Annotated in this window: 17 protein-coding genes and 1 pseudogene; 11 read left to right on the forward strand and 7 right to left on the reverse strand. The window is 73.1% G+C overall.

Translation table 11 applies throughout. The features are described 5' to 3' along the window. Nucleotides 1-80 precede the first annotated feature (80 nt). Nucleotides 81-1,049, forward strand: a complete 969-nt coding sequence (locus tag ABZW11_RS35185) for a LacI family DNA-binding transcriptional regulator (RefSeq protein ID WP_355427002.1) — start codon at nt 81-83, stop codon at nt 1,047-1,049. Here ABZW11_RS35185 and ABZW11_RS35190 read toward each other — a convergent pair. Further along, complete coding sequence (locus tag ABZW11_RS35190; protein WP_355426897.1) at nt 1,046-2,248, reverse strand: MFS transporter; 1,203 nt, start codon at nt 2,246-2,248, stop codon at nt 1,046-1,048. The two genes, ABZW11_RS35185 and ABZW11_RS35190, sit on opposite strands and share 4 nt — an antisense overlap. 59 nt (nt 2,249-2,307) lie before the next feature. Here ABZW11_RS35190 and ABZW11_RS35195 point away from each other — a divergent pair, with 59 nt between their 5' ends. The 9 genes from ABZW11_RS35195 (at nt 2,308) to ABZW11_RS35235 (ending at nt 12,135) form a co-directional block, all read left to right on the forward strand. Then, nucleotides 2,308-3,285 (forward strand): DUF5937 family protein, encoded by a 978-nt coding sequence (locus tag ABZW11_RS35195; RefSeq protein WP_355426900.1) that lies wholly within the window; start codon nt 2,308-2,310, stop codon nt 3,283-3,285. Between the two features lie 84 nt (nt 3,286-3,369). After that, entirely contained in the window at nt 3,370-4,335 is a 966-nt protein-coding gene (locus tag ABZW11_RS35200; protein ID WP_355426903.1) for a sugar-binding domain-containing protein, read from the forward strand. A 132-nt stretch (nt 4,336-4,467) separates the two neighbouring features. Beyond that, the gene (locus ABZW11_RS35205) at nt 4,468-5,556 is read left to right on the forward strand and encodes a sugar ABC transporter substrate-binding protein (protein WP_355426906.1); all 1,089 of its coding nucleotides are present in this window, start codon (nt 4,468-4,470) and stop codon (nt 5,554-5,556) included. Continuing rightward, a complete protein-coding gene (locus tag ABZW11_RS35210) occupies nt 5,556-6,377 on the forward strand; it encodes an ATP-binding cassette domain-containing protein (RefSeq protein WP_355426909.1) in 822 nt (273 codons plus the stop codon). Before ABZW11_RS35205 ends, ABZW11_RS35210 begins: the two co-directional genes overlap by 1 nt. Further along, nucleotides 6,374-7,606, forward strand: a complete 1,233-nt coding sequence (locus tag ABZW11_RS35215; protein WP_355426912.1) for a sugar ABC transporter permease — start codon at nt 6,374-6,376, stop codon at nt 7,604-7,606. The genes ABZW11_RS35210 and ABZW11_RS35215 overlap by 4 nt, the downstream gene beginning before the upstream one ends. Then, the gene (locus ABZW11_RS35220) at nt 7,606-9,081 is read left to right on the forward strand and encodes an FGGY-family carbohydrate kinase (RefSeq protein WP_355426915.1); all 1,476 of its coding nucleotides are present in this window, start codon (nt 7,606-7,608) and stop codon (nt 9,079-9,081) included. The genes ABZW11_RS35215 and ABZW11_RS35220 overlap by 1 nt, the downstream gene beginning before the upstream one ends. Next, nucleotides 9,078-10,511: an FGGY family carbohydrate kinase gene (locus tag ABZW11_RS35225; RefSeq protein ID WP_355426918.1), complete on the forward strand. Its 1,434-nt coding sequence runs from the start codon at nt 9,078-9,080 to the stop codon at nt 10,509-10,511. The genes ABZW11_RS35220 and ABZW11_RS35225 overlap by 4 nt, the downstream gene beginning before the upstream one ends. Further along, on the forward strand, nt 10,508-11,131 hold the full coding sequence (locus tag ABZW11_RS35230; protein WP_355426921.1) for a histidine phosphatase family protein: 624 nt from the start codon (nt 10,508-10,510) through the stop codon (nt 11,129-11,131). The genes ABZW11_RS35225 and ABZW11_RS35230 overlap by 4 nt, the downstream gene beginning before the upstream one ends. Continuing rightward, nucleotides 11,128-12,135, forward strand: coding sequence for a 2-hydroxyacid dehydrogenase (locus ABZW11_RS35235; protein ID WP_355426924.1), 1,008 nt, complete (start codon nt 11,128-11,130; stop codon nt 12,133-12,135). The genes ABZW11_RS35230 and ABZW11_RS35235 overlap by 4 nt, the downstream gene beginning before the upstream one ends. On the opposite strand, the pseudogene ABZW11_RS35240 reads toward ABZW11_RS35235, so the two are convergent. The 5 genes and pseudogenes from ABZW11_RS35240 to ABZW11_RS35260 all read right to left on the reverse strand — a co-directional run. Next, nucleotides 12,132-12,887 (reverse strand): annotated as a pseudogene (locus ABZW11_RS35240) (carbohydrate ABC transporter permease); the annotation flags it as partial. The gene ABZW11_RS35235 and the pseudogene ABZW11_RS35240 sit on opposite strands and share 4 nt — an antisense overlap. Nucleotides 12,888-13,054: 167 nt before the next feature. Then, entirely contained in the window at nt 13,055-13,828 is a 774-nt protein-coding gene (locus tag ABZW11_RS35245; protein WP_355426927.1) for an AMP-binding protein, read from the reverse strand. A 348-nt stretch (nt 13,829-14,176) separates the two neighbouring features. Beyond that, nucleotides 14,177-16,552 (reverse strand): LuxR C-terminal-related transcriptional regulator, encoded by a 2,376-nt coding sequence (locus ABZW11_RS35250; protein WP_355426930.1) that lies wholly within the window; start codon nt 16,550-16,552, stop codon nt 14,177-14,179. A 69-nt stretch (nt 16,553-16,621) separates the two neighbouring features. After that, a complete protein-coding gene (locus tag ABZW11_RS35255; RefSeq protein ID WP_355426933.1) occupies nt 16,622-18,049 on the reverse strand; it encodes a penicillin-binding transpeptidase domain-containing protein in 1,428 nt (475 codons plus the stop codon). Between the two features lie 36 nt (nt 18,050-18,085). Beyond that, complete coding sequence (locus tag ABZW11_RS35260) at nt 18,086-18,445, reverse strand: MerR family transcriptional regulator (RefSeq protein ID WP_355426936.1); 360 nt, start codon at nt 18,443-18,445, stop codon at nt 18,086-18,088. A 93-nt stretch (nt 18,446-18,538) separates the two neighbouring features. Here ABZW11_RS35260 and ABZW11_RS35265 point away from each other — a divergent pair, with 93 nt between their 5' ends. Further along, nucleotides 18,539-19,462: an aldo/keto reductase gene (locus tag ABZW11_RS35265; protein ID WP_355426939.1), complete on the forward strand. Its 924-nt coding sequence runs from the start codon at nt 18,539-18,541 to the stop codon at nt 19,460-19,462. A 13-nt stretch (nt 19,463-19,475) separates the two neighbouring features. Here the strand turns inward: ABZW11_RS35265 and ABZW11_RS35270 are convergent, their stop codons facing one another. Then, complete coding sequence (locus ABZW11_RS35270; RefSeq protein WP_355426942.1) at nt 19,476-20,117, reverse strand: TetR/AcrR family transcriptional regulator; 642 nt, start codon at nt 20,115-20,117, stop codon at nt 19,476-19,478. Nucleotides 20,118-20,139: the final 22 nt, after the last annotated feature.

The raw sequence follows: 20,139 nt of genomic DNA on the forward strand, positions 1-20,139 counted from the left end.
AGACGACCACTCTCGCATAAGCGCTTGACAACGTTGTCCGCCCCTCCCGAGTAGGAAATGATCCAGGCGTGAGACCGACGATGAAGGACGTCGCCTCGGCGGCCGGCGTGGCGCTCAAGACCGTCTCGCGGGTCGTGAACGGCGAGCCAGGCGTCCACCCGGCGACCGCGGAGCGGGTGCGGACGGCCATCGAGCGGCTCGGCTACAGCCGTAACGAGAGCGCGCGCGTGCTGCGCAGGGGCAGGACCGCCACGATCGGGCTGGTCATCGAGGACGTGGCCGACCCGTTCTACTCGGGGCTGAGCAGGGCGGTGGAGGACGTCGTGATCGAGCACGGCTGCCTGCTGCTCAGCGGCTCGTCAGGCGAGGAGCCCGGCAGGGAGCGCGAGCTGGTCGAGACGTTCTGCGCGCGTCGGGTGGACGGGCTGATCGTGGTGCCGGCCGGTGACGACCACACCTACCTGCGGCCCGAGCTGGAGGCGGGGACGCCGGTGGTGTTCGCCGACCGGCCGCCGGGCGCGGGGCTCGACGTGGACACCGTGCTGGCCGACAACGCGGGCGGGGCGCGGCAGGGCGTACGTCACCTGATGGCGCACGGGCACCGCAGGATCGCCTTCCTCGGTGACGACCCGGCCATCTTCACCGCCGCCGAGCGGCTGCGCGGCTACCGGGACGAGGTGGGCGAGCTGTACGACGAGCGGCTGGTGGCCATGCGGGCGCCGTCGGCCGATGCGGTGCGTACGGACCTGGCGCGGATGTTCGCCCTGGACGAGCCACCGACGGCGCTGTTCACCGGCAACGGCCGCTACACGGTGACGGCGCTGCGGGCGCTGGCGCGGCGGCGGGTGGCGCTGGTCGGGTTCGACGACTTCGAGCTGGCCGACCTGCTCGACCCAGGGGTGACCGTGGTGGCGCAGGATCCCGCGTGGATGGGGCGGGTGGCCGCCGAGCTGCTGTTCCGCCGCCTGGGCGGCGACACGGGCCGCTCCGAGCACGTCGAGCTGCCGGTACGCCTGATCGTGCGCGGCTCGGGCGAGCTTCCCGCTTAGGAGGACACCGGGACGGCGACGGGGACGCCCGGCGGGCGGAGCACGCGGACCAGGGCGAGCGCGACCAGCACCCCGGCCACCCCCGACGCGGCCATGGCGTGCCCGGGGGCGACCACCTCGCCGAGGGCGCCGATCAGCGCCGCGCCGGCCGCCTGCCCGGTCATCAACCCGGCCGACTGCAGCCCGAACGCCTGCCCGCGCACCTCCTCCGGCACCGCGTCCACGAACCGCCGCTGCAGCCCGAGCTGGTACGACAGCCCCGCCGCCCCGAGGGCGGCGAGCACCGCCGCCCACGCGATGCCAGGCTGCAGGGCGAAGGCGATCCACGGCACCGCGATCAGCACGGCGAGCGGGAACGACAGCCGCTCACGCAGGGCGGGCGCCGCGAACCGCCCCACGGCGAACTCCCCCGCCGCCATGCCGACGGCCGCCGCCGCGAGCACCATCCCGGCCTGCCCCTGCCCGCCGAGGTACGGCACCACCATGGCCTCCGCCCCCGCCATGCACACGCACGGCAGCCATCCGGCCAGCAGCAGCCCCCGTACCCGGCGATCGGCCAGCAGCCGCCGGTTGACCCGCAGCGTCTGGCGGACCGCCCCCGACTCGCCGCCCTTCCGCGCCGGCGTGTACGGCAGCCCGTACCGCAGGACCAGGGCCGCCACCCCCGACAGCCCGGCGGTGACGGCGAGCGCCCCGGAGGGCCCCGCGACGGCGAGGAACGTGCCGCCCGCGGCGAGCCCGACGACCTGCGCGCTCGCCGAGGCCACGTTGAGCAGCGAGCGCCCGAGCACGAACGCGTCGCCGGGCAGCACCTCGGGCAGCATCGCGGCCCGCGCCGCGAAGAACACCGGCGACAGCAGCCCGGACCCGACGACCAGCGCCAGCATCGCCCACACGGGCAGCCCGGCGTAGGCGAGCAGCAGGCAGGTGACGGCCCTGAGCAGCTCACCGGCGATCATCAACGCCCGCGCCGGCAGCCGGTCGGCCAGGGAGAGCAGGAAGAGCCCGCCGAAGATGTACGGCAGCCACCCCGCCATGTACGCCGCCGCCGACAGCCCGGCCGACCCGGTCCTGGCGTAGACGAGCACGGACAGGGCCAGCATCTTGATCGAGTCACCGGCGATCAGCAGCGCGAAGCTGCCGAACAGCACCCGGAACTCCTTGACGGCGAACACCTCGCCGAACGTCGCACCTTTCACGGCCACGATGCTGCGGCCCGCCCCGAGCCCCGGGCGACTTCTTCGGATATAACCGAAAGGTGGTGGCGATCGCCGTGGGCCCGCAGGACGTGATGGCCAGCAGGTTCGCCATCTCGCCGCTGATCGAGACCATGCACGCGCAGTGGGTGCTGGCCGGGCACTACCGGGCGGGCCCCCATGAGGCGTGGGTGACGCGGTGGCGGGAGACGTACCTGCGGCTGACGCGGGAGCTGCCCGCGCTGCGCGCGGCCGGCGCGATCACCGGCAACAGGGGCGGTGCGAACGTCGACTTCATCGCCCCGCCGCCGACGGCCGTGGACGTGCCGTTCGAGGCGGAGCTGGCCGCCGTGCGGGCCACGCCGGTGGCGCGGGCGCACGCGGACATCGAGCGGGTGCTGGCCCAGCGGCCCCCGGTGGCGCCCTGGGTCAGGGAGCTGCTGTTCGGGCCCGACGTGGTGGCGCTGGTCGCGCGGGCGTACGAGGCGCTGTGGTCGGAGATCCTGGTGCACGACTGGCCGCGGCTGCGGGCGGTGCTCCAGCGGGACGTGGCCTACCGGGCGGGGCGGCTCGCGGCGTACGGGTGGCAGGCGGCCCTTGAGGACCTGAGCCCGCAGCAGGTGCGCTGGCGGGGCGGGCGGATCGAGGTGAAGCTGCGGAGCATGCAAGGGGAGGAACGGCGGCTGGGCGGCAGGGGGCTGCTGTTCCTGCCGTCGGCGTTCATGGAGAGCGTGGGGGCGTACCTGGAGGAGGGCTGGCCGTACGCGCTGGTCTATCCGGCCAGGGGCATCGCCGCCGCACCCGCCGCGCCCGACCGGCGGCTGGCGGATCTGATCGGCCGCAGCAGGGCCCGCATCCTCGCCGAGCTGGCCGAGCCGGCGACCACCACGCAGCTCGCCGCGCTGCTCGGGCAGAGCGTCGGCACGGTCGGCGAGCACGTGGCGGCGCTGCGCGGCGCGGGCCTGATCGCCGGCACCCGCACCGGCCGCAGCGTCGTGTACGCGCGCACCCCGCTCGGCGACGCCCTGATCGGCGGCTAGCCTGTCCCCCGGGACGTGCAGGAAGCACGTGGCTATAGTGGTTGCGCATCAGTTCTGCAAATCTGTTCACCGAGGAGCGCGTGCATGAATGCCGCCGACGTCGCACCCGAGGCGCAGGCCAGATTTCCCCAGGAGCTGATGTACACCGCGGCCCAGCAGTACTACCTGGAGGACGCCACCCAGGGCGACATCGCCAAGCGGCTCGGCGTCAGCAGGGCGACCGTGAGCCGGCTGCTCACCGAGGCCCGCAGGCAGGGCATCGTCGAGATCAGGGTGCACCGCCCGGCCACGCTGGCCGACGGCCCGCTGGCCGCCGAGGTGGCCGAGGCGCTCGGCCTCGACCGCGTTCACCTGGTGCCCAAGGCCAACGGCCCGGCCCTGGGCCCCTGGCTGGCGCCGGGAGTGGCCCGCGCGCTGGCCGGCGCGGGGCTGGTCTCGGGCGACGTCGTGCTGGTCTCCTCCGGCACCACCGTCTACGAGTGCGCCCGCGAGGACCTCGGCCGCCATCCCGGCGTGACCATCGCCCCCGCGGTCGGCGGCCAGGAGGAGCCGCAGCCCTGGTACCAGACCAACGAGACCACCCGCATCCTGGCCGAACGCGTCGGCGGCGTGCCCGCCTACCTCTACGCGCCCGCGCTGCCGGGCCCCGAGCTGTTCTACTCGCTGCAGCACGAGCCGTCGGTGCGCCGGGTGATGGACCTGTGGGGGCGGGCCAAGTGCGCGCTCGTCGGCGTCGGCTCCGCGCCGCTGATGCGGCAGATGGTGCCCTCGCTCATGCCCCGCGACGCCGACAGCCTGCGCCAGGCGGTGGGCGACGTGTGCATGCGGATCTACGACCGCGACGGGGCGCCGGTGACGTACCCGGGCAGCGAGCGGCTGGTCGCGGCCGAGCAGGAGGACCTGCGGCGCATCCCGCACACGATCGCGGTCGCGGTCGGCGCCGAGAAGGTGCTCTCGATCGTGGCCGGCGCCAGGGGCGGCTACTTCAACCAGCTCGTCACGGACACGCCCACGGCGGAAGGGCTCGTCGCCGCCGCTCACCAGCTCTGAACATCTGTGCTGGACAAAGTTTCTGACAGCGCGCTAACGTGAGCCGCACCACAGGGTGTGCGCTCCTGTGCGGGCATCCCTTCCTCGGGGACGGCGTGCGTTCAGAATTAGGCGTAAGTGAGGTAACAACCCGTGAACAGAGCTCAGATGCGGACCTCCGCGTTCGCCGCGGCGGCCGTGCTCGCCACCTCCGTGCTGGCCGCCTGCGGCTCCGGCACCGGCTCGACCGGCGGGGACACCGCGGGAGACGGCGACGTGCAGAACGCCAAGGTCGCCTTCCTCATGCCCGACCTCGCGTCCACACGCTACGAGCTGCAGGACAAGCCCCTGTTCGAGGCGAAGATGAAGCAGCTCTGCCCGACCTGCGAGGTCATCTACCAGAACGCCGACTCCGACGCCTCCAAGCAGCAGCAACAGGCCAACTCCGCGCTCGCGCAGGGCGTCAAGGCCATCGTGATCGACCCGGTCGACTCCGCCGCCGCGGCCACCATCGTCAAGTCGGCGCAGTCGCAGCAGGTGCCGGTCATCGCCTACGACCGGCCCATCCCGGCCACCCCCGCCGACTACTACATCTCGTTCGACAACGAGAAGATCGGCCGGCTGATCGCGCAGTCCCTCGTCGACCACCTCAAGGAGGAGAAGGCCGAGGGCGGCATCCTCCAGGTCAACGGCTCCCCCACCGACGCGGCGGCCGGGCTGATCAAGAAGGGCATCCACAGCGCGGTCGACCCCAGCGGCTTCAAGCTGCTGGCCGAGTACGACACCCCCGACTGGCAGCCGGAGAAGGCCCAGACCTGGGTCAGCGGCCAGATCACCCAGTTCAAGGACCAGATCGTCGGCGTGGTCGCGGCCAACGACGGCACCGGCGGCGGCGCGATCGCCGCGTTCAAGGCCGCCGGCGTGAAGGTGCCGCCGGTCACCGGCAACGACGCCGAGATCGCCGCCGCCCAGCGCATCATCAACGGCGACCAGTACAACACGATCTCCAAGCCCATCAAGATCGTGGCCGAGGCGTCGGCGAACGTGGCCTGGGAGTTCATGCAGGGCAAGAAGCCGGCCGGCAAGACCACGCTGTACGACACGCCGTCCGAGCTGTTCGTCCCCACGGTCGTCACCAGGGACAACGTCAAGGAGGTGCTGTTCGACAGCGGCATCATGAAGGCGTCCGAGGTGTGCGCCGGCGAGTACGCCAAGGGCTGCGACGAGCTCGGAATCAAGTGATGAGCGTTCTGTCCCTCCGGGGGATCAGCAAGACGTTCGGCGCGGTCGCCGCGCTCACCGGCATCGAGCTCGACGTGGACGCCGGCCAGGTCGTGGCGGTCGTCGGCGACAACGGCGCGGGCAAGTCCACGCTGGTCAAGATCCTGTCGGGGGTGCACCCCCCGGACGCGGGCACGATCACGTTCGAGGGCCGCGAGGTGCACATCCCCACCCCTGCCGCCGCGCACCGGCTCGGCATCGCCACGGTCTTCCAGGACCTCGCGCTGTGCGAGAACCTCAACGTCATCCAGAACCTCTTCCTCGGCCAGGAGATCCGCCCGCTGCGGCTCGACGACGTGGCCATGGAGACCCGCTCGTGGGAGCTGCTGCGCCAGCTCTCGGCGAAGATCCCGAGCGTGCGGGTGCCGGTCGCGGCCCTGTCGGGCGGCCAGCGGCAGACCGTCGCCATCGCGCGGTCGCTGCTCGGCGACCCCAAGGTGATCATCCTGGACGAGCCCACGGCCGCGCTCGGCGTGGCCCAGACCGCCGAGGTGCTCAACCTGGTCGAGCGGCTGCGCGAGAACGGCCTCGGCGTCATCATGATCAGCCACAACATGGCCGACGTGAAGGCCGTCGCCGACACCGTCGCGGTGCTGCGGCTCGGCCGCAACAACGGCGTGTTCGCCGTGGACGAGGTCACCACCGAGGACATCATCGCGGCCATCACCGGCGCCACCGACAACGTGGTGTCCCGTCGGGCCCAACGCGACCAGACACAGCGCGGCCAGGAACAGGGCGGCCAAGTACAGGGCGGCCAGGGACAGGAAGGACAGGTGTCATGACCGCCGTGACCACCGACCGCCAGGACGAGCGGCTGCGGCAGAGCGAGGGCCTGCGGGGCGCGCTCTCCGACGTGGTGGAGCGGGCCCGCGGCGGCGACCTCGGCGTCATCCCCGTCGTGGTGGGCCTGATCGTCATCTGGTCGGTCTTCCAGGCGCTCAACCCGATCTTCCTGTCCAGCGCGAACCTGGTGAACCTCACACTGGAGTCGGCCGCCGTCGGCGTCATCGCGCTCGGCATCGTGTGCGTGCTGCTCGTCGGCCAGATCGACCTGTCCGTCGGCTCGGTCAGCGGCCTGTCGGGCGCGGTGCTCGCGGTGCTGTTCGTCGGCCAGGGCCTGCCCGTGTGGGTGGCGATCGCCGCGTCCGTGCTGATGGGCGCGGTCATCGGCTGGGTGTACGGGCAGCTGTTCAACCGGTTCGGGGTGCCCAGCTTCGTGATCACGCTGGCCGGGCTGCTCGCCTTCCTCGGCTTCCAGCTCTACGTGCTGGGCACCAAGGGGTCGATCAACCTGCCGTTCGACTCGGGCCTGGTGAGCTTCGCGCAGCTCGACTTCGTGCCGGCGTGGTTGTCGTACACGTTCGCGGTGATCGCGGCCGGCTGGTTGTTCGCCGGCGGCTACCTGCACGCCAGGCAGCGGCGCGAGGCCGGGCTGTCGGCCCGCAGCACGACGACGCTGGTCGTGCGGAGCGTGGCGCTGCTCGCGGTGCTGGCGTTCGTGGTCTGGTACCTCGGGCAGACGCGCGGCGTGGGCTGGATGTTCGTCTTCTTCGTGGCGCTGGTGCTGATCATGCACTACCTGCTGGTGCGGACGAAGTGGGGCAGATCCGTGTACGCCGTCGGCGGCAACGTCGAGGCCGCCCGCCGGGCCGGCATCAACGTCCGGGCCGTCTACACCTCGGTGTTCGTGCTCTGCTCGACGTTCGCCGCGGTCGGCGGCATCCTCGCCGCGGCCAGGCTGGCGGCGGCCAACCAGAGCAGCGGCGCGGGCGACGTCAACCTCAACGCGATCGCCGCGGCGGTGATCGGCGGCACCAGCCTGTTCGGCGGGCGCGGCACCGCGTTCGGCGCGCTGCTCGGCATCATCGTCATCCAGTCCATCTCCAGCGGCCTGACGCTGCTCAACCTCGACTCCTCCATCCGGTTCGTGGTGACCGGCGCGGTGCTGCTGCTCGCGGTGATCGTCGACTCGGTCTCACGCCGGTCCAGGACCTCGCACGGCAGGGCGTGATGGCGATCATCTGCGTGGACGCCGGCACCACGGTCATCAAGGCCGTCGGGTACGCCGGCTCCGGCGCCGAGGCGGCCGTGGCCCGCCGCGCGACCGTGGTCACCAGGCCCGCGCCCGGCCACACCGAGCAGGACATGCACGCCGTCTGGGACGCGGTGGCCGAGACCGTGCGCGAGGTCGCCGCGCGGACCGGCGGCGCCGAGTTCGTCGCGGTCACCGCCCAGGGCGACGGCTGCTGGCTGGTCGACGCCGCGGGCGAGCCCACCGGCCCGGCCATCCTGTGGAACGACGCCAGGGCCGCCGCCACCGTGGCCGCCTGGACGCGCGACGGCCTGGCCGGGACGGCGTTCCGTCGCAACGGCTCGTCGGCCGCCTCCGGGCTGCCGCACGCCATCCTCACCTGGCTGCGCGCCCACGACCCCGATCGCCTCGGCCGCTCCAGCGCCATGCTGACCTGCGGCGGCTGGATCTTCTCCCGGATGACCGGGGAGATCGCGGCCGACGAGTCCGACGCCTCCGCACCGTTCATGGACCTGCGGGAGCGGGCGTACTCGCCCGAGCTGCTGCGCCTGTTCGGCCTGGAGTGGGCCGAGCGGCTGCTGCCGCCGATCAGGCCGACGCCGGTCGCCGGGCTCACCGCGCGGGCCGCCGAGACGCTGGGGCTCGCGGCGGGCACGCCGGTGGTCATGGCGCCGTACGACATCGCCGCCACGGCACTTGGCTCCGGCGCGGTACGCCCAGGGCAGGCGTGCGGCATCCTCGGCACCACGCTGTGCACCGAGGTCATCGCCGCCACGCCCGACCTCGACGGCCCGCCGACCGGCATCACGATCGCGCTGCCCGGCGGCTACCTGCGGGCCTTCCCCACGTTCGCGGGCACCGAGGTGGTGCAGTGGACGTGCCGCCTGCTGGGGCTGTCGGCCCCCGACGAGCTGGGCGAGCTGGCCATGACGAGCGAGCCGGGCGCGGGCGGGCTGGCGTTCCTGCCGTACCTGTCGCCGGCCGGTGAGCGGGCGCCGTTCTCCGACCCGCTGGCCAGGGGCGCGCTGCTCGGCATGTCGTTCGAGCACGGCAGGGGCCACGTCGCGCGGTCTGTGCTCGAAGGGCTGACCATGGTGATCCGCGACTGCCTGGAGGCGACCGGGGCGGCGCCGACCGAGCTGCGGGTCTGCGGCGGCGGCGCGAACAGCGCGGTCTGGCTGCAGCTCATCGCCGACGTCACCGGGCTGCCCGTGCGCCGCTCCACCGACACCGAGGTGGGCGCGCGCGGGGCGGCGCTGGTGGGGATGGCCGCCACGGGCGGGGCGCCGTCGGTCGCCGAGGCGGCGGCCCGGCACGTACGGCTGCGCCAGGCCGTCGAGCCCGACCCCGGCCGGCGGGCACTCTACGACGACCTCTTCGCCGCCTTCCTGACCCTGCGCGGCGGCACCGCCGGGAACTGGCCGCTGCTGGCCGAGCTGAGGGACCGTACATGAGCGTGTGGATCGGCATCGACCTCGGGACCCAGAGCGTGCGCGCGCTGGCCGTGGCGGGCGACGGGCGGGTGCTCGGCACCGGCAGCCGCCCGCTGACCAGCCACCGCGACGGGCCGCGGCACGAGCAGGACCCCGAGCAGTGGTGGCGGGAGCTGGCCGCGGCCACCCGCGAGGCGCTGCGCGGCGTGCCCGCCGGTGAGCGGGTCGAGGGCGTCGCGGTGGACGCCACCTCTGGAACGATCCTGCTGACCGACGCCGAGGGCCGCGCCGTGACGCCCGCCCTCATGTACGACGACCGCCGCGCCGACGCCACCCGCGCGAACGAGGCGGGCGCCGCGGTGTGGGAGCGGCTCGGCTACCGCCGCATGCAGCCGAACTGGGCGCTGCCGAAGCTGCTGTGGCTGCTGCGCGACGCCCCTCCAGGCGCCCGCGCCGCCCACCAGAGCGACTTCGTCAACCGCCGCCTGGTCGGCCACGAGGTGGCCACCGACCTGAGCAACGCGCTCAAGACCGGCGTGGACCTGATCGACGAGCGCTGGCCTTCCGACGTGTTCGAGGCTCTGGGCGTGCCTGAGGGCATGCTGCCCGCCGTCGTACGCCCCGGCGCCCGCCTCGGCACGGTGTGCGCGGCGGCGGCCGGGGAGACCGGCCTGCCCGAAGGCACCCCGGTGATCGCCGGCACCACCGACGGCTGCGCCGCCCAGCTCGGCGCGGGCGCCCGGCAGCCGGGGAGCTGGAACTCCGTGATCGGCACGACCCTGGTGCTCAAGGGCGTCACCAAGGAGCTGATCCACGACCCGCTCGGCGTGGTCTACTCCCACCGCGCCCCCGACGGCTCCTGGCTGCCCGGCGGCGCGTCCAGCACGGGCGCCGGCGTGCTCTCCCGCGACCTGCCCGGCGCCGACCTCGACGCGCTCAGCCGGCGGGCCGCCGAGCGGTACGGCCGCCGCCTGCCACCGGTCGTCACGTATCCGCTGGTGTCGCGGGGCGAGCGGTTCCCGTTCGCGGCGCCCGCCGCCGAGGGCTTCACGCTCGGGGAGCCGGCCGACGACGTCGAGCGCTACGCCGCCATCCTGCTCGGCGCGGCCTTCGTCGAGCGGCTCTGCTTCGACTACCTCGACCTGCTCGGCGCGCCCGTGGACGGGGAGATCATCCTGACCGGCGGCGCCACCAGGAGCGCGTACTGGACGCGGCTCCGCGCCGACGTGCTGGAACGCCCGGTGACGCTGCGCGAGAACGCCGAGCCCGCCCTCGGCATGGCCGTCCTGGCGGGCGGCGACCCAGCCGCCATGATCAGGACCAGCGCCGTCGTCGAGCCGTCGGACACCGGTGCGCGCGAGCCGTACCTGCGGTTCGTGGCCGAGCTCGAACAACGCGGCTGGCTCGACGGCCGGGCCGCCGCACACGCCCGCGAGAGGACCACCCGATGACCGACCTCGTTCTCGTCCGCCACGGCGAGACCGTCTGGCACGCCGAGAACCGCTACGCCGGGATCAGCGACGTCGAGCTGACGCAGCGCGGCCGCGAGCAGGCCGCGGAGCTGGCGTCCTGGGCGGCAGGAGCGGGGCTGACCGCCGTGTGGGCGTCCACGCTGACCCGGGCCAGGATCACCGCCCAGGCAGCCGCCGACCGGGCGGGACTTCCCGTGCGGACCGACGAGCGGCTGCGCGAGCTGGACTTCGGGCAGGGTGAGGGGCTCACCTCGGCCGAGATGAAGGCCCGCTTCCCCGAGGCCAGGGCCGCGTTCGAGGCCGACCCGGCCGGGAACCCGCTGCCGGGGAGCGAGGACCCGTACGAGGCCGCGGGCCGGTTCACCGCCGCGCTCGACGACATCGCCGCCGCGCACTCCGGAGGCCGGGTGCTGGTGGTCGCGCACACGACCGCCATCAGGCTCGCCCTGTGCGGGCTGCTGGGGGTGCCGCTCGGCGAGTACCGGCGGCTGTTCCCCCGCCTCGACAACTGCGCACTGACCGAGCTGCGCCTGTGCGACGCCCGTACGGGACGGGTGGCGATGCTGCAGTACAACTCCCCGATTGGAGCCGTTCGTTGACACTCAAAGTCCTTGCCGCAGGCGACCACTTCGTCAGGAACAGCCTGCTCATCGACGCGCTGAGGAGCGCGGTGCCCGGTGAGCTGGACGTCCGCGAGCTGACGCTGCCCTGGCCGGTCGAGCCGTTCGGCCGGGTGGGCGAGGTGGACGAGGCGTCCGACGTGGAGGACGAGCTGATCGAGGCGCTGCGCGGGGTGGAGGTGTGCGTCACCCAGATGGCGCCGCTGACCAAGCGGGTCCTGGACGCCTCGCCGGAGCTGCGGTTGTTCTGCGTGAGCAGGGGCGGCCCGGTCAACGCCAACCTTGAGGCGGCGTCCGAGGCCGGGGTGAAGGTGACGTTCGCGCCGGGCCGCAACGCGGTGGCCACCGCCGAGCACACGCTGGCCATGCTGCTCGCCGCCACCCGGCGCATCCCGCAGACCCACGCGGAGCTGGCCGCCGGGGTGTGGCGGGGCGACTACTACACCTACGACCGGGTGGGGCCCGAGCTGGAGGGCAACACGGTCGGCCTGGTCGGCTACGGCGCGATCGGCAGCAGGGTGGCCCGCATGCTCGAAGGGTTCGGCGCGACCGTGCTCGTCCACGACCCCTACGTGGACGTGCCCGGCAACGTCGCGCTGCCCGAGCTGCTCGAACGCTCGCTGTTCGTCTCCCTGCACGCCCGCGCCACCCCCGAGACCACCGGGATGATCGGCAAGGCCGAGATCGCCGCCATGCCGGCCGGCTCGGTGCTGGTCAACTGCGCGAGGGGCGCGCTGCTCGACTACGACGCGCTGTGCGACGCGCTCGACTCCGGCCACCTGTTCGGCGCCGCGTGCGACGTCTTCCCCGACGAGCCGATCCCGCCGGGCTCGCGCCTGCTCACGACGCCGAACCTGGTGATGACCCCGCATCTGGCCGGGGCCAGCAAGGAGACGGCGATGAAGGCGGCCACCATCGTGGCCGCCGACGTGGCCCGCTACGTACGCGGCGAGCCCGTCGCCCACCTCGCCAACCCGAGCTAACCCTTGAGTGCGCCCGCCATGAGCCCGCGCATGAAGAACCGGCCGAGCAGCACGTAGATCAGCATCGTCGGGATCGACGCCAGGATGGCGGCGGCCATCTGCTGGCTGTACGGGGTGGCCTGCGCGCCCGCGATGTTGTTCAGCATCACGGTCGTGGGCCAGCTCGTCGGCCCGGTGAGGAACACCGCGAACAGGAAGTCGTTCCACATCGAGGTGAACTGCCAGATGATCACCACGGCGATGGCGGGCCCCGACACCGGCAGGATGACCGACCAGTACGCGCGCAGCATGCCGGCCCCGTCCACCCGTGACGCCTCGATCAGCTCGTCGGGGATCGTCACGTAGTAGTTGCGGAAGATCAGCGTGCAGATCGGGATGCCGTACACGACGTGCGCCAGCACCAGGCCGGGGATGCCGCCGTAGAAGACGCCCTGGAGCCCGGTGAGGTCGTTCAGCCCGACGAGGAGCTGCACGAGCGGGATCATCACGCCCTGGTACGGGATGAACATGCCGAACAGGAACAGCGTGAACAGCACGTCGGCACCGGGGAAGCGCCATTTGGACAGCACGTAGCCGTTCATGGAGCCGAGCGCGCACGACAGCAGCGACCCGGGCACCGCGAGCAGCACGCTGTTCCACAGGCCGGGGGCCAGCTTCTCCCAGGCCACCCGCCACGCCTCGGTCGTCCACGTCTGCGGCAGGTTCCACGCCTGCCCGGGATCGGCCTCGGTGAGCGGCTTGAACTTCGTGATCCCGTACCTGATCTGGTCGGTGCGTAAGGAGAGGCGTTCATGACGTCGGCGCCCGGCTTGAACAGCGCGTTGTAGGCGTCGGCGCCGAGCGTGCCGAGCAGCACGCTCTCCAGCAGGTGGGTGACCGTCCACTCCGACCCGGGTAACAGCTCCGCATATTCGGGCCGTCAGGCGACGCGCTCCAGCGTGCCGCCAGGGCCTGCCAGCACGGTGACGCCGAAGTCGTGCCGGGTGCCGGCCAGGTCACGGCCGCCCGCCGCCACCACCAGGGCGCCCTTCGACACGCCGAGCGCAACCAGGGCGAGCAGATCGCAGCCGCCGTCGGGCCGCCACATGGTCAGCACCACGTCGGACTCGGCCAGGCGGATGCGGGCATCAAGCTCCGCCATCCGGGCCAGCAGCTCCGCGTGGGACAGGCGGCGGCCGTCGGCCAGCAGCAGCGCGGGCTGGCTCGCCGCGTCGAGCGCGGGCAGCGCGGTCGGCTCCAGCGTGAGCAGGCAGCGGAAGTCGATCGTGTCGAGCGCGCGGCCCAGTGAGTAGACCTGGCGCACCCGCGACTGCTCGGCCGCCTGGATCGCCGACTCGGCCAGGTCGGGGGTGGTGATCAGGGCGCGGGCGTCGCACTCGCGCAGCCGCTCGGCCAGCTCGTACGCCCCCGCCCCCGCCTCGACGGGCGCCGCCACCCCGCCCGCGGCCACCACGGTGTGCACCGCCAGCGTCTGCGCCCCCGCCGTGGAGACATGCACGCCCACCACCTGGTCACGCCGGGCGCCCCTGCGCACGAGACCGGACGCCGCCCTGGTCACCTCGGTCACCAGGCGCCGGTAGCCGTAGACGTGACCGCCCCGCAGATCGACCAGCGCGGGCCGGTCGCCACGCTCGTAGGCCCGGCGGAACACTTCGTGGATCACGGTGCCGGTGACCGGGGCGGTGGGTCTCATGCCCGCCAACGTACGGCGGGCTCAGGCGGGCGAGCATCCACCGATCTATGTAGGCGGGTGTGCATTCGGCGACGGGAGGAACCTGTGGGCGGGCCCGAGCCCTGCGCGACCCGGGCCCGCTGTCACGCGCCCGGGGCCCGGCCCCCACCCCTCCGAGAAGGCCGCTCCCCGTGTGGGCGCGTGACGTCATCGACCGAACGGCTGCGCGGCTCCCCGTTGGGATGAGACGGGGATCGCGCGGCACGGCCGATCACACGAAGAACGGTAGGCGTGCACAATGCCCCCGCACATGCGCTGACATGGCCATTCGACGATGTAAGCCGACGGGCGCCGGGATGTGTAGAGACGTCACCGGCTGCCGATCACCCATGCGGCGATCTGTGTACGTGTGGAGAAGCCCAGCTTCGCGAGCATGTTGGCGACGTGCCTGGCGACGGTCGCCGGACTGATCACCAGCTCCTCAGCGATCGCCCTGTTGCTCAGCCCGCGCGCGACCAGCTCGGCGATCTCCCGCTCCCTGGCCGTGAGCCTGCTGTCGCGGCTCACCGGCACGACGGGACGGGCCGGCGGCTCGGGCAGCTCACCGTCGAGCGCGCAGGCCACCGCCTGCTCGGCCGTCATGGCGGCGCCCTCGGCCCACAGCACGCCGACCACGGCCTCGCCCAGCCGGTCGCGGACCGGTCGCAGCACGTCCTCGGTACGCGCGTCCGGCTGCCGCCCGCCCAGTGTCACCGCGGCCGCCGCCAGCAGCACCGCCCGCCGGTGGTCGCCCTCCGCCGCCACCAGCACCGCCCACGCCTCCAGCCGCCGCGCGATGCCCGCCCGCAGGCCGGCGTCGCGGCTGAGCGTCAGCGCCTCCGTCAGCCTGGCCCGCGCCTCGGTCAGGTCGCCCTCGTCCAGCGCCACCCTGCCGAGGCCGGCCAGGCAGCTCACGATGTGCTGGCGGGCGTCGATGTGGCGCAGCAGGCGCAGCCCCGCGTCGTAGTGCCGCCGGGCCGCCGCGAGGTCGCCGGAGCGCCGTGCCACCTGGGCCAGGCCGATGTGCGCCAGGCTCTGCCCGTAGTGGTTGTCCAGCTCCTCGTGGACGCTCAGCACGTCGCGGAAGTCCCGCCTGGCCTCCTTCAGCCTGCCGTGGTGCAGCCCTGACCGCGCTCTGACGGCCTTGGCCAGCGACTCCAGCGCCAGGTCGCCCGAGCGTCCGGTCAGCTCAAGGGCGCGATCCAGCAGCGCCTGGTCGCCGGTGAGCTGGGACAGCACGATCGCCCCTATCGTCTCGCCGTACTCGTCGCCGGCCGCCGTGCACTGCTCGTGTCCCGCCCGTACGTACCGCAGTGCCGGCTCGACGTCGCCCGCTGCCAGCGCCAGCTCGCCGCGCAGGATCGTGGCCTGGCCGCGCAGCGCCTCCGGCACCTGCGCGTCGTCGAGGGCGAGCAGCCGGTCGAGCCGCTCGGCCATGTCGAGCTTCCTGCCGCTGCCGATCAGCAGGTAGCGGGTGTCGGCCAGCAGGGCGAGCGCCGTCCGCGCCGCACCGGTGGCGATCGACCAGTCGCAGGCCGCCCCCACCTCCGCCTTGAGGCCGTCGAACAGGTTGATGAAGCGCTCGACCACCGGCCACGACGTGCGTACGCCCGGAGCCAGCGCGTGCTTGAACCGCTCCCCCAGCCTCGCCAGCGCCGCCAGGTGCCGCCCGCGCAGCCCGGCCTCCTCGCCCGACTCGGCCAGCTGCTCCAGTGCGTACTCGCGGACGGTCTCCAGCAGGCGGTAGCGGGCCTGCCCGGCGATCTCGCCGTCGAGGACGACCAGCGACTTGTCCACCAGGTCGCACAGCCGGGGCAGCACCTCCTCCTCGGTCAGCCCCGGGCCCGCGCAGACCCACTCGGCCAGGTCGAGGGTCCAGGACGAGCGGAAGACGGCGGTCCTGCGCAGCAGCAGGCGCTCCTGGGGGCTGAGCAGCCGGTAGCTCCAGTCGACCGCCGCCCTGAGCGTGCGGTGGCGGGCAGGAGCCGTGCGCGCACCGCCCGCCAGCAGGGTGAACCGGTCGTCGAGGCGCTCCACGAGCTGGCGTACGGACAGGACCCTGACCATGGCGGCGGCCAGTTCGATCGCCAGCGGCAGCCCGTCGAGCGCCCGGCACAGCTCCTCGGCCAGCGGCCTGGTCTCGCCGGTCAGCTCGAACTCGGGCCGCGCCGCCGTCGCCCTCGTCACGAACAGCCGCACCGCCTCGCTCTCACCGTCGTCCGGCCTGCTGACCGACAGCGGCGGCACCCGCCACACGGTCTCGCCCGGGACGCGCAGCGGCTCACGGCTGGTGGCCAGCACGGTCAGCCCCTTGCAGGCGCCCAGCAGGTCCCTGCACAGCTCCGCGCACTCCCCGATCACCGGCTCGCAGTTGTCGAGCAGCAGGAGCAGCCGGCGGTCGCCGATCGTCTCCGCGAGGTCGCCGGCGATCCCGAGCGCCGCCGCCACATGCCCGCGCAACTCCCCCTTGTCGAGATCGGCCAGCTCGACCAGACAGACCCCGCCGGACCTGGTCGCCGGATGAGCGGTGCCCAGGCGGGAGGCCAGCCGCAACGCCAGCCGCGTCTTCCCGATGCCACCCGCCCCGCACAGGGTCACGCACCGGGTGACACCGAGCAGATGGACGAGCTCGTCGAGATCGGACTCCCGGCCCACGAAAGGATTGGGCTCGGCCGGCAGGTTGCTGGGGTCGGCGGTTCGCAGCATCACTGTGAGTGTGACACCAACTACGTTTCGCGCCCAGGGCCCCGCCCACCCCAAGAGCGGACGCCGCGGTCATGAGAGGGCGGCTTGGATGATCGAGCGGGCGATCGTGGTCACGGCGGTGGCCTGGGGGCCGGGGCGTTCCAGGACGACGCCCACCGCGACCTCCGGGGCGCCGGCGGGGGCGAAGGCCGTGACCAGGGCGTGGTCCTCCGTCAGGGGGACGCTCGTCATCGCCACGCGGACGCCCGGGGCCGCCGATCGGGTGCCGCCGCGGCGGGGGGTGGTCGCCATCATGGCCGCGAGGTAGCGGGCCAGCGTCGGGGACATCACCGTGCGGTACGGCGCGGGCGCCGCCCGGCTCACCACCGACCGGTCGGGGAGCCGAACGTCCTCCACCAGGTACGGCCGCATCAGCACCCCGTCGTTGGCCACCGCCGCCGACAGCATGGCCACCATGAGCGGCGTGGCCAGGTTCTCGTGCCGTCCGATGGCGGCGAGCGCGGTCTGCGACCGGTCGGTGGTGACCGGGTAGCGGCTGCCGGTCGCGGCCAGCGGGATCCGCAGCACGCCCGCGTTGAAGCCGAACGCCTCTGCCTGGTCCCGCAGCAGGTCGTGCCCCAGCCGCAGCCCGATGCCTGCGAAGGCGGTGTCGCAGGGCGCCTGGAAGGCGTACACGAGCGTCGGGTGGGCGGAGCCGCAGCCGGTGTCGCGGACGTACGCGGACGAGCCGGGCAGCCGCAGCCGCGGCGGCGCGTCCACCAGGGACGTCGGCGTGTACTCGCCGGACGCCAGCGCCGCCGCCGCCGTCACCAGCTTGAACGTGGCCCCGGGCGGATAGAGCCGGTTGAGCGCCCGGTTGAGCAGCGGCCGATCGGGCGACTCGCGCAGCCGCCGCGAGGTCAGCGCGAGCCTGAGCCGGTCGAAGGTGGCCAGCGCGTTGGGGTCGTACGTCGGATGGCCGGCCAGCGCCAGCACAGCGCCGGTCGCCGGGTGGATGGCGACCGCCGCGCCGGGCACCCCCGCGGCGGCGAGCCCGTCGTGGGCGGCCCGCTGCACGCGGTCCCTGATCGTCAGCCGGACGTGGGCGCCCACCCCGCTGCCCGCGCTGACCAGCGAGCGCACCTTGACCCTGGGGTCGTCGCCGGTCAGCACGGCCTCCTGGGCCTGCTCGATGCCGGTCGCCCGGCGCAGCGAGACGTGCCCCGTGACGGCCGCGTACCGCTCGCCGAAGGGGTAGACCCGCTGGTAGCGGTAGGGGCCGCCGGTGGTGGGGCGGCTGGTGGCGATGGTGGTGCCGTCGTAGGTGCGGATGTCGCCGCGCGGGTGGGCGTACCTGAGGATCAGCGTGCGCTCGTTCCTCGGGTCGGCGTCGAGCACGCGCGAGCCGAACGCCTGCACCAGCGTGATGTGCGCGAGCAGCACGAACAGCATCACCGCGCACATCATGGCCACGCGGGCCAGGGGCACGTTGATCCACCTCGCCCTCGAACCGGCCATGGTTCGAGGTGTACCAACCGCCCCGCAAAGCGGGAGCTAGAGGACGCTGCGGTAGTAGGAAATCTTGTGGTGGATGTAGTGCTGGCGCTCGACGAGGTTGCCGATCTGCGCCTGCACCGTGCGGTCGTGCTCCTCCAGCAGCTCGATGCGCTCGGGGATGGTGTGGTCACCGGCGCGGACGAGCTCGGCGAAGCGCAGCATCGTGGCGATGGGCATGCCGGTGTCGCGCAGGCACCGGAGCATGCCGAGCCAGCCGATGTCCTCTTCGCTGAACCTGCGCTGGCCCGCCGCGTTGCGATCGACGCGTTCGAGCAGGCCGATCTTCTCGTAATAGCGGAGGGTGTCGATGGTGAAGCCGGTCTCTTCGACGACCTCCGCCGGGGTGTACACGCTCACGGGTATCAGGATCGCACCTGGAGTGCACTCCAGGTCAACCGGACAAGGGCGCTGTTGACATGGAGTGCGCTCCAGCTTCCACAGTCATGGGCCATGGACATCGCATTGGGCACCATTCCGTTCGGCACATCCGTCGGCATCGACGAGACCTTCGCCATCCTCGACCGCTACCACGAGGCCGGCGGCACCAGGATCGACACGGCCGACAACTACCCGTTCTGGGTGGAGGGCTGCTCCGGCGACGAGAGCGAGCTGGCCATCGGCGCGTGGCTGGCCGCGCGCGGCACCCGCGACGAGATGGTGATCAGCACGAAGGTGGGGGCGCGGCCGACCGTGCCGGGCGACGTGACGCTCGACTCGGCCGAGGGCCTGTCGGCCGAGGTGATCGCCAAGGGGGTGGAGGACAGCCTGCAGCGCCTCGGGACGGACCGGATCGACGTGTACTGGGCGCACGTGGACGACCGGGACACGCCGCTGGAGGAGACCCTGGGGGCGTTCGACGCGGTCGTACGGGCCGGGAAGGCGCGGGCGATCGGGGCCGGCAACATGGCCGCCTGGCGGCTGGAGCGGGCCAGGAACATCTCGGCGGGGCACGGCTGGACGCCGTACACGTATCTGCAGCTCCGCCACACCTACCTGCGGCCGCGGCCGGGCACCAGGCCGGCCGAGTCCGGTCACCGGCTGGTGAACGACGACACGCTCGACTACCTGGCGGCCGAGCCCGGGATCACGTTGTGGGCGTACAACACGCTGATGTTCGGGGCGTACACGCGGCAGGACCGGCCGATCCCCGACATCTACCACCACCCCGGCACGACGCGGCGGCTGGCCGCGCTGCGCGAGGTGGCGGGTGAGCTGGGCGCCACCCCGAACCAGGTGGTGCTGGCCTGGCTGATCGGCGGCGGCGTGGTGCCCATCGTCGGGGTCTCCACGATGGAGCAACTGGAGGAGGCGATCGGCGGGGCGCGCCTCACGCTGGACGCCGAGCTGCGCGCCCGCCTGGACACCATCTGCTAGCTCACCTGCCGGCTCATGAGGGCAGGTGGCCGGCGAGGTAGCGGCGGACGAGCTGCTTGCACTCGGCGATCAGCCCGGGGTCGCCGGCCGGGTCGGCTCTGAAGGCCAGCTTGAGCACCGCGTCGGTGGCCTCGACGGCGACGAGCAGGGCGCGGTCGAGCCCCGGGCCCGCGGGGGCGTGGAGGAGGCCGAGCATCAGGTCGCGCAGGCGCTCGGCCACCACGACGCCGTTCTCCTGGGTCTCGTCGAGCGCCCGCTTGCTGCCCCCGACGGCAGGCCCGCCCGGGGTGAGCAGCACCTCGCCGAAGTCGACGACCCCGAACCCGGGAGTGGTGCGCTTCATGTCCACGAACACGTCGATGGCGAGGTCGACGAGGTCGGTCCAGTGGCCTGGGCCGGTCTCCTGGATGCGCTGGACGACGCGCTGGAGGAACGCCTCCAGGTTGCGCCGCGCGAGCGCACGCACCAGGCCCTGCTTGTCGCGGAAGAACTGGTAGAAGGTGCCGATCGGCACCTCGGCGCGGCGGGCGACCTCCTTGGTGGTCAGCGCGTCGTAGCCGACCTCGTCGAGCAGCAGCGCGCACTCGTCGAGCATGCGTTCGACGCGCTCGACGCTCCGGCGCTGGGCGGGGCGGCGGCGCAAGGTACTGGTCATGTTTCCATCCTGACGCATTTCG

This window comes from Nonomuraea sp. NPDC004580 (genome assembly GCF_040609855.1).
GTDB lineage: Bacteria > Actinomycetota > Actinomycetes > Streptosporangiales > Streptosporangiaceae > Nonomuraea > Nonomuraea salmonea.

Coding starts and splice junctions, on each gene's coding strand:
- ABZW11_RS35185 (WP_355427002.1), top strand. CDS start 81: ATGAAGGACGTCGCCTCGGCGGCCGGCGTGGCGCTCAAGACCGTCTCG.
- ABZW11_RS35200 (WP_355426903.1), top strand. CDS start 3,370: ATGAATGCCGCCGACGTCGCACCCGAGGCGCAGGCCAGATTTCCCCAG.
- ABZW11_RS35210 (WP_355426909.1), top strand. CDS start 5,556: ATGAGCGTTCTGTCCCTCCGGGGGATCAGCAAGACGTTCGGCGCGGTC.
- ABZW11_RS35215 (WP_355426912.1), top strand. CDS start 6,374: ATGACCGCCGTGACCACCGACCGCCAGGACGAGCGGCTGCGGCAGAGC.
- ABZW11_RS35220 (WP_355426915.1), top strand. CDS start 7,606: ATGGCGATCATCTGCGTGGACGCCGGCACCACGGTCATCAAGGCCGTC.
- ABZW11_RS35225 (WP_355426918.1), top strand. CDS start 9,078: ATGAGCGTGTGGATCGGCATCGACCTCGGGACCCAGAGCGTGCGCGCG.
- ABZW11_RS35230 (WP_355426921.1), top strand. CDS start 10,508: ATGACCGACCTCGTTCTCGTCCGCCACGGCGAGACCGTCTGGCACGCC.
- ABZW11_RS35245 (WP_355426927.1), bottom strand. CDS start 13,828: ATGAGACCCACCGCCCCGGTCACCGGCACCGTGATCCACGAAGTGTTC.
- ABZW11_RS35250 (WP_355426930.1), bottom strand. CDS start 16,552: ATGCTGCGAACCGCCGACCCCAGCAACCTGCCGGCCGAGCCCAATCCT.
- ABZW11_RS35255 (WP_355426933.1), bottom strand. CDS start 18,049: ATGGCCGGTTCGAGGGCGAGGTGGATCAACGTGCCCCTGGCCCGCGTG.
- ABZW11_RS35265 (WP_355426939.1), top strand. CDS start 18,539: ATGGACATCGCATTGGGCACCATTCCGTTCGGCACATCCGTCGGCATC.
- ABZW11_RS35270 (WP_355426942.1), bottom strand. CDS start 20,117: ATGACCAGTACCTTGCGCCGCCGCCCCGCCCAGCGCCGGAGCGTCGAG.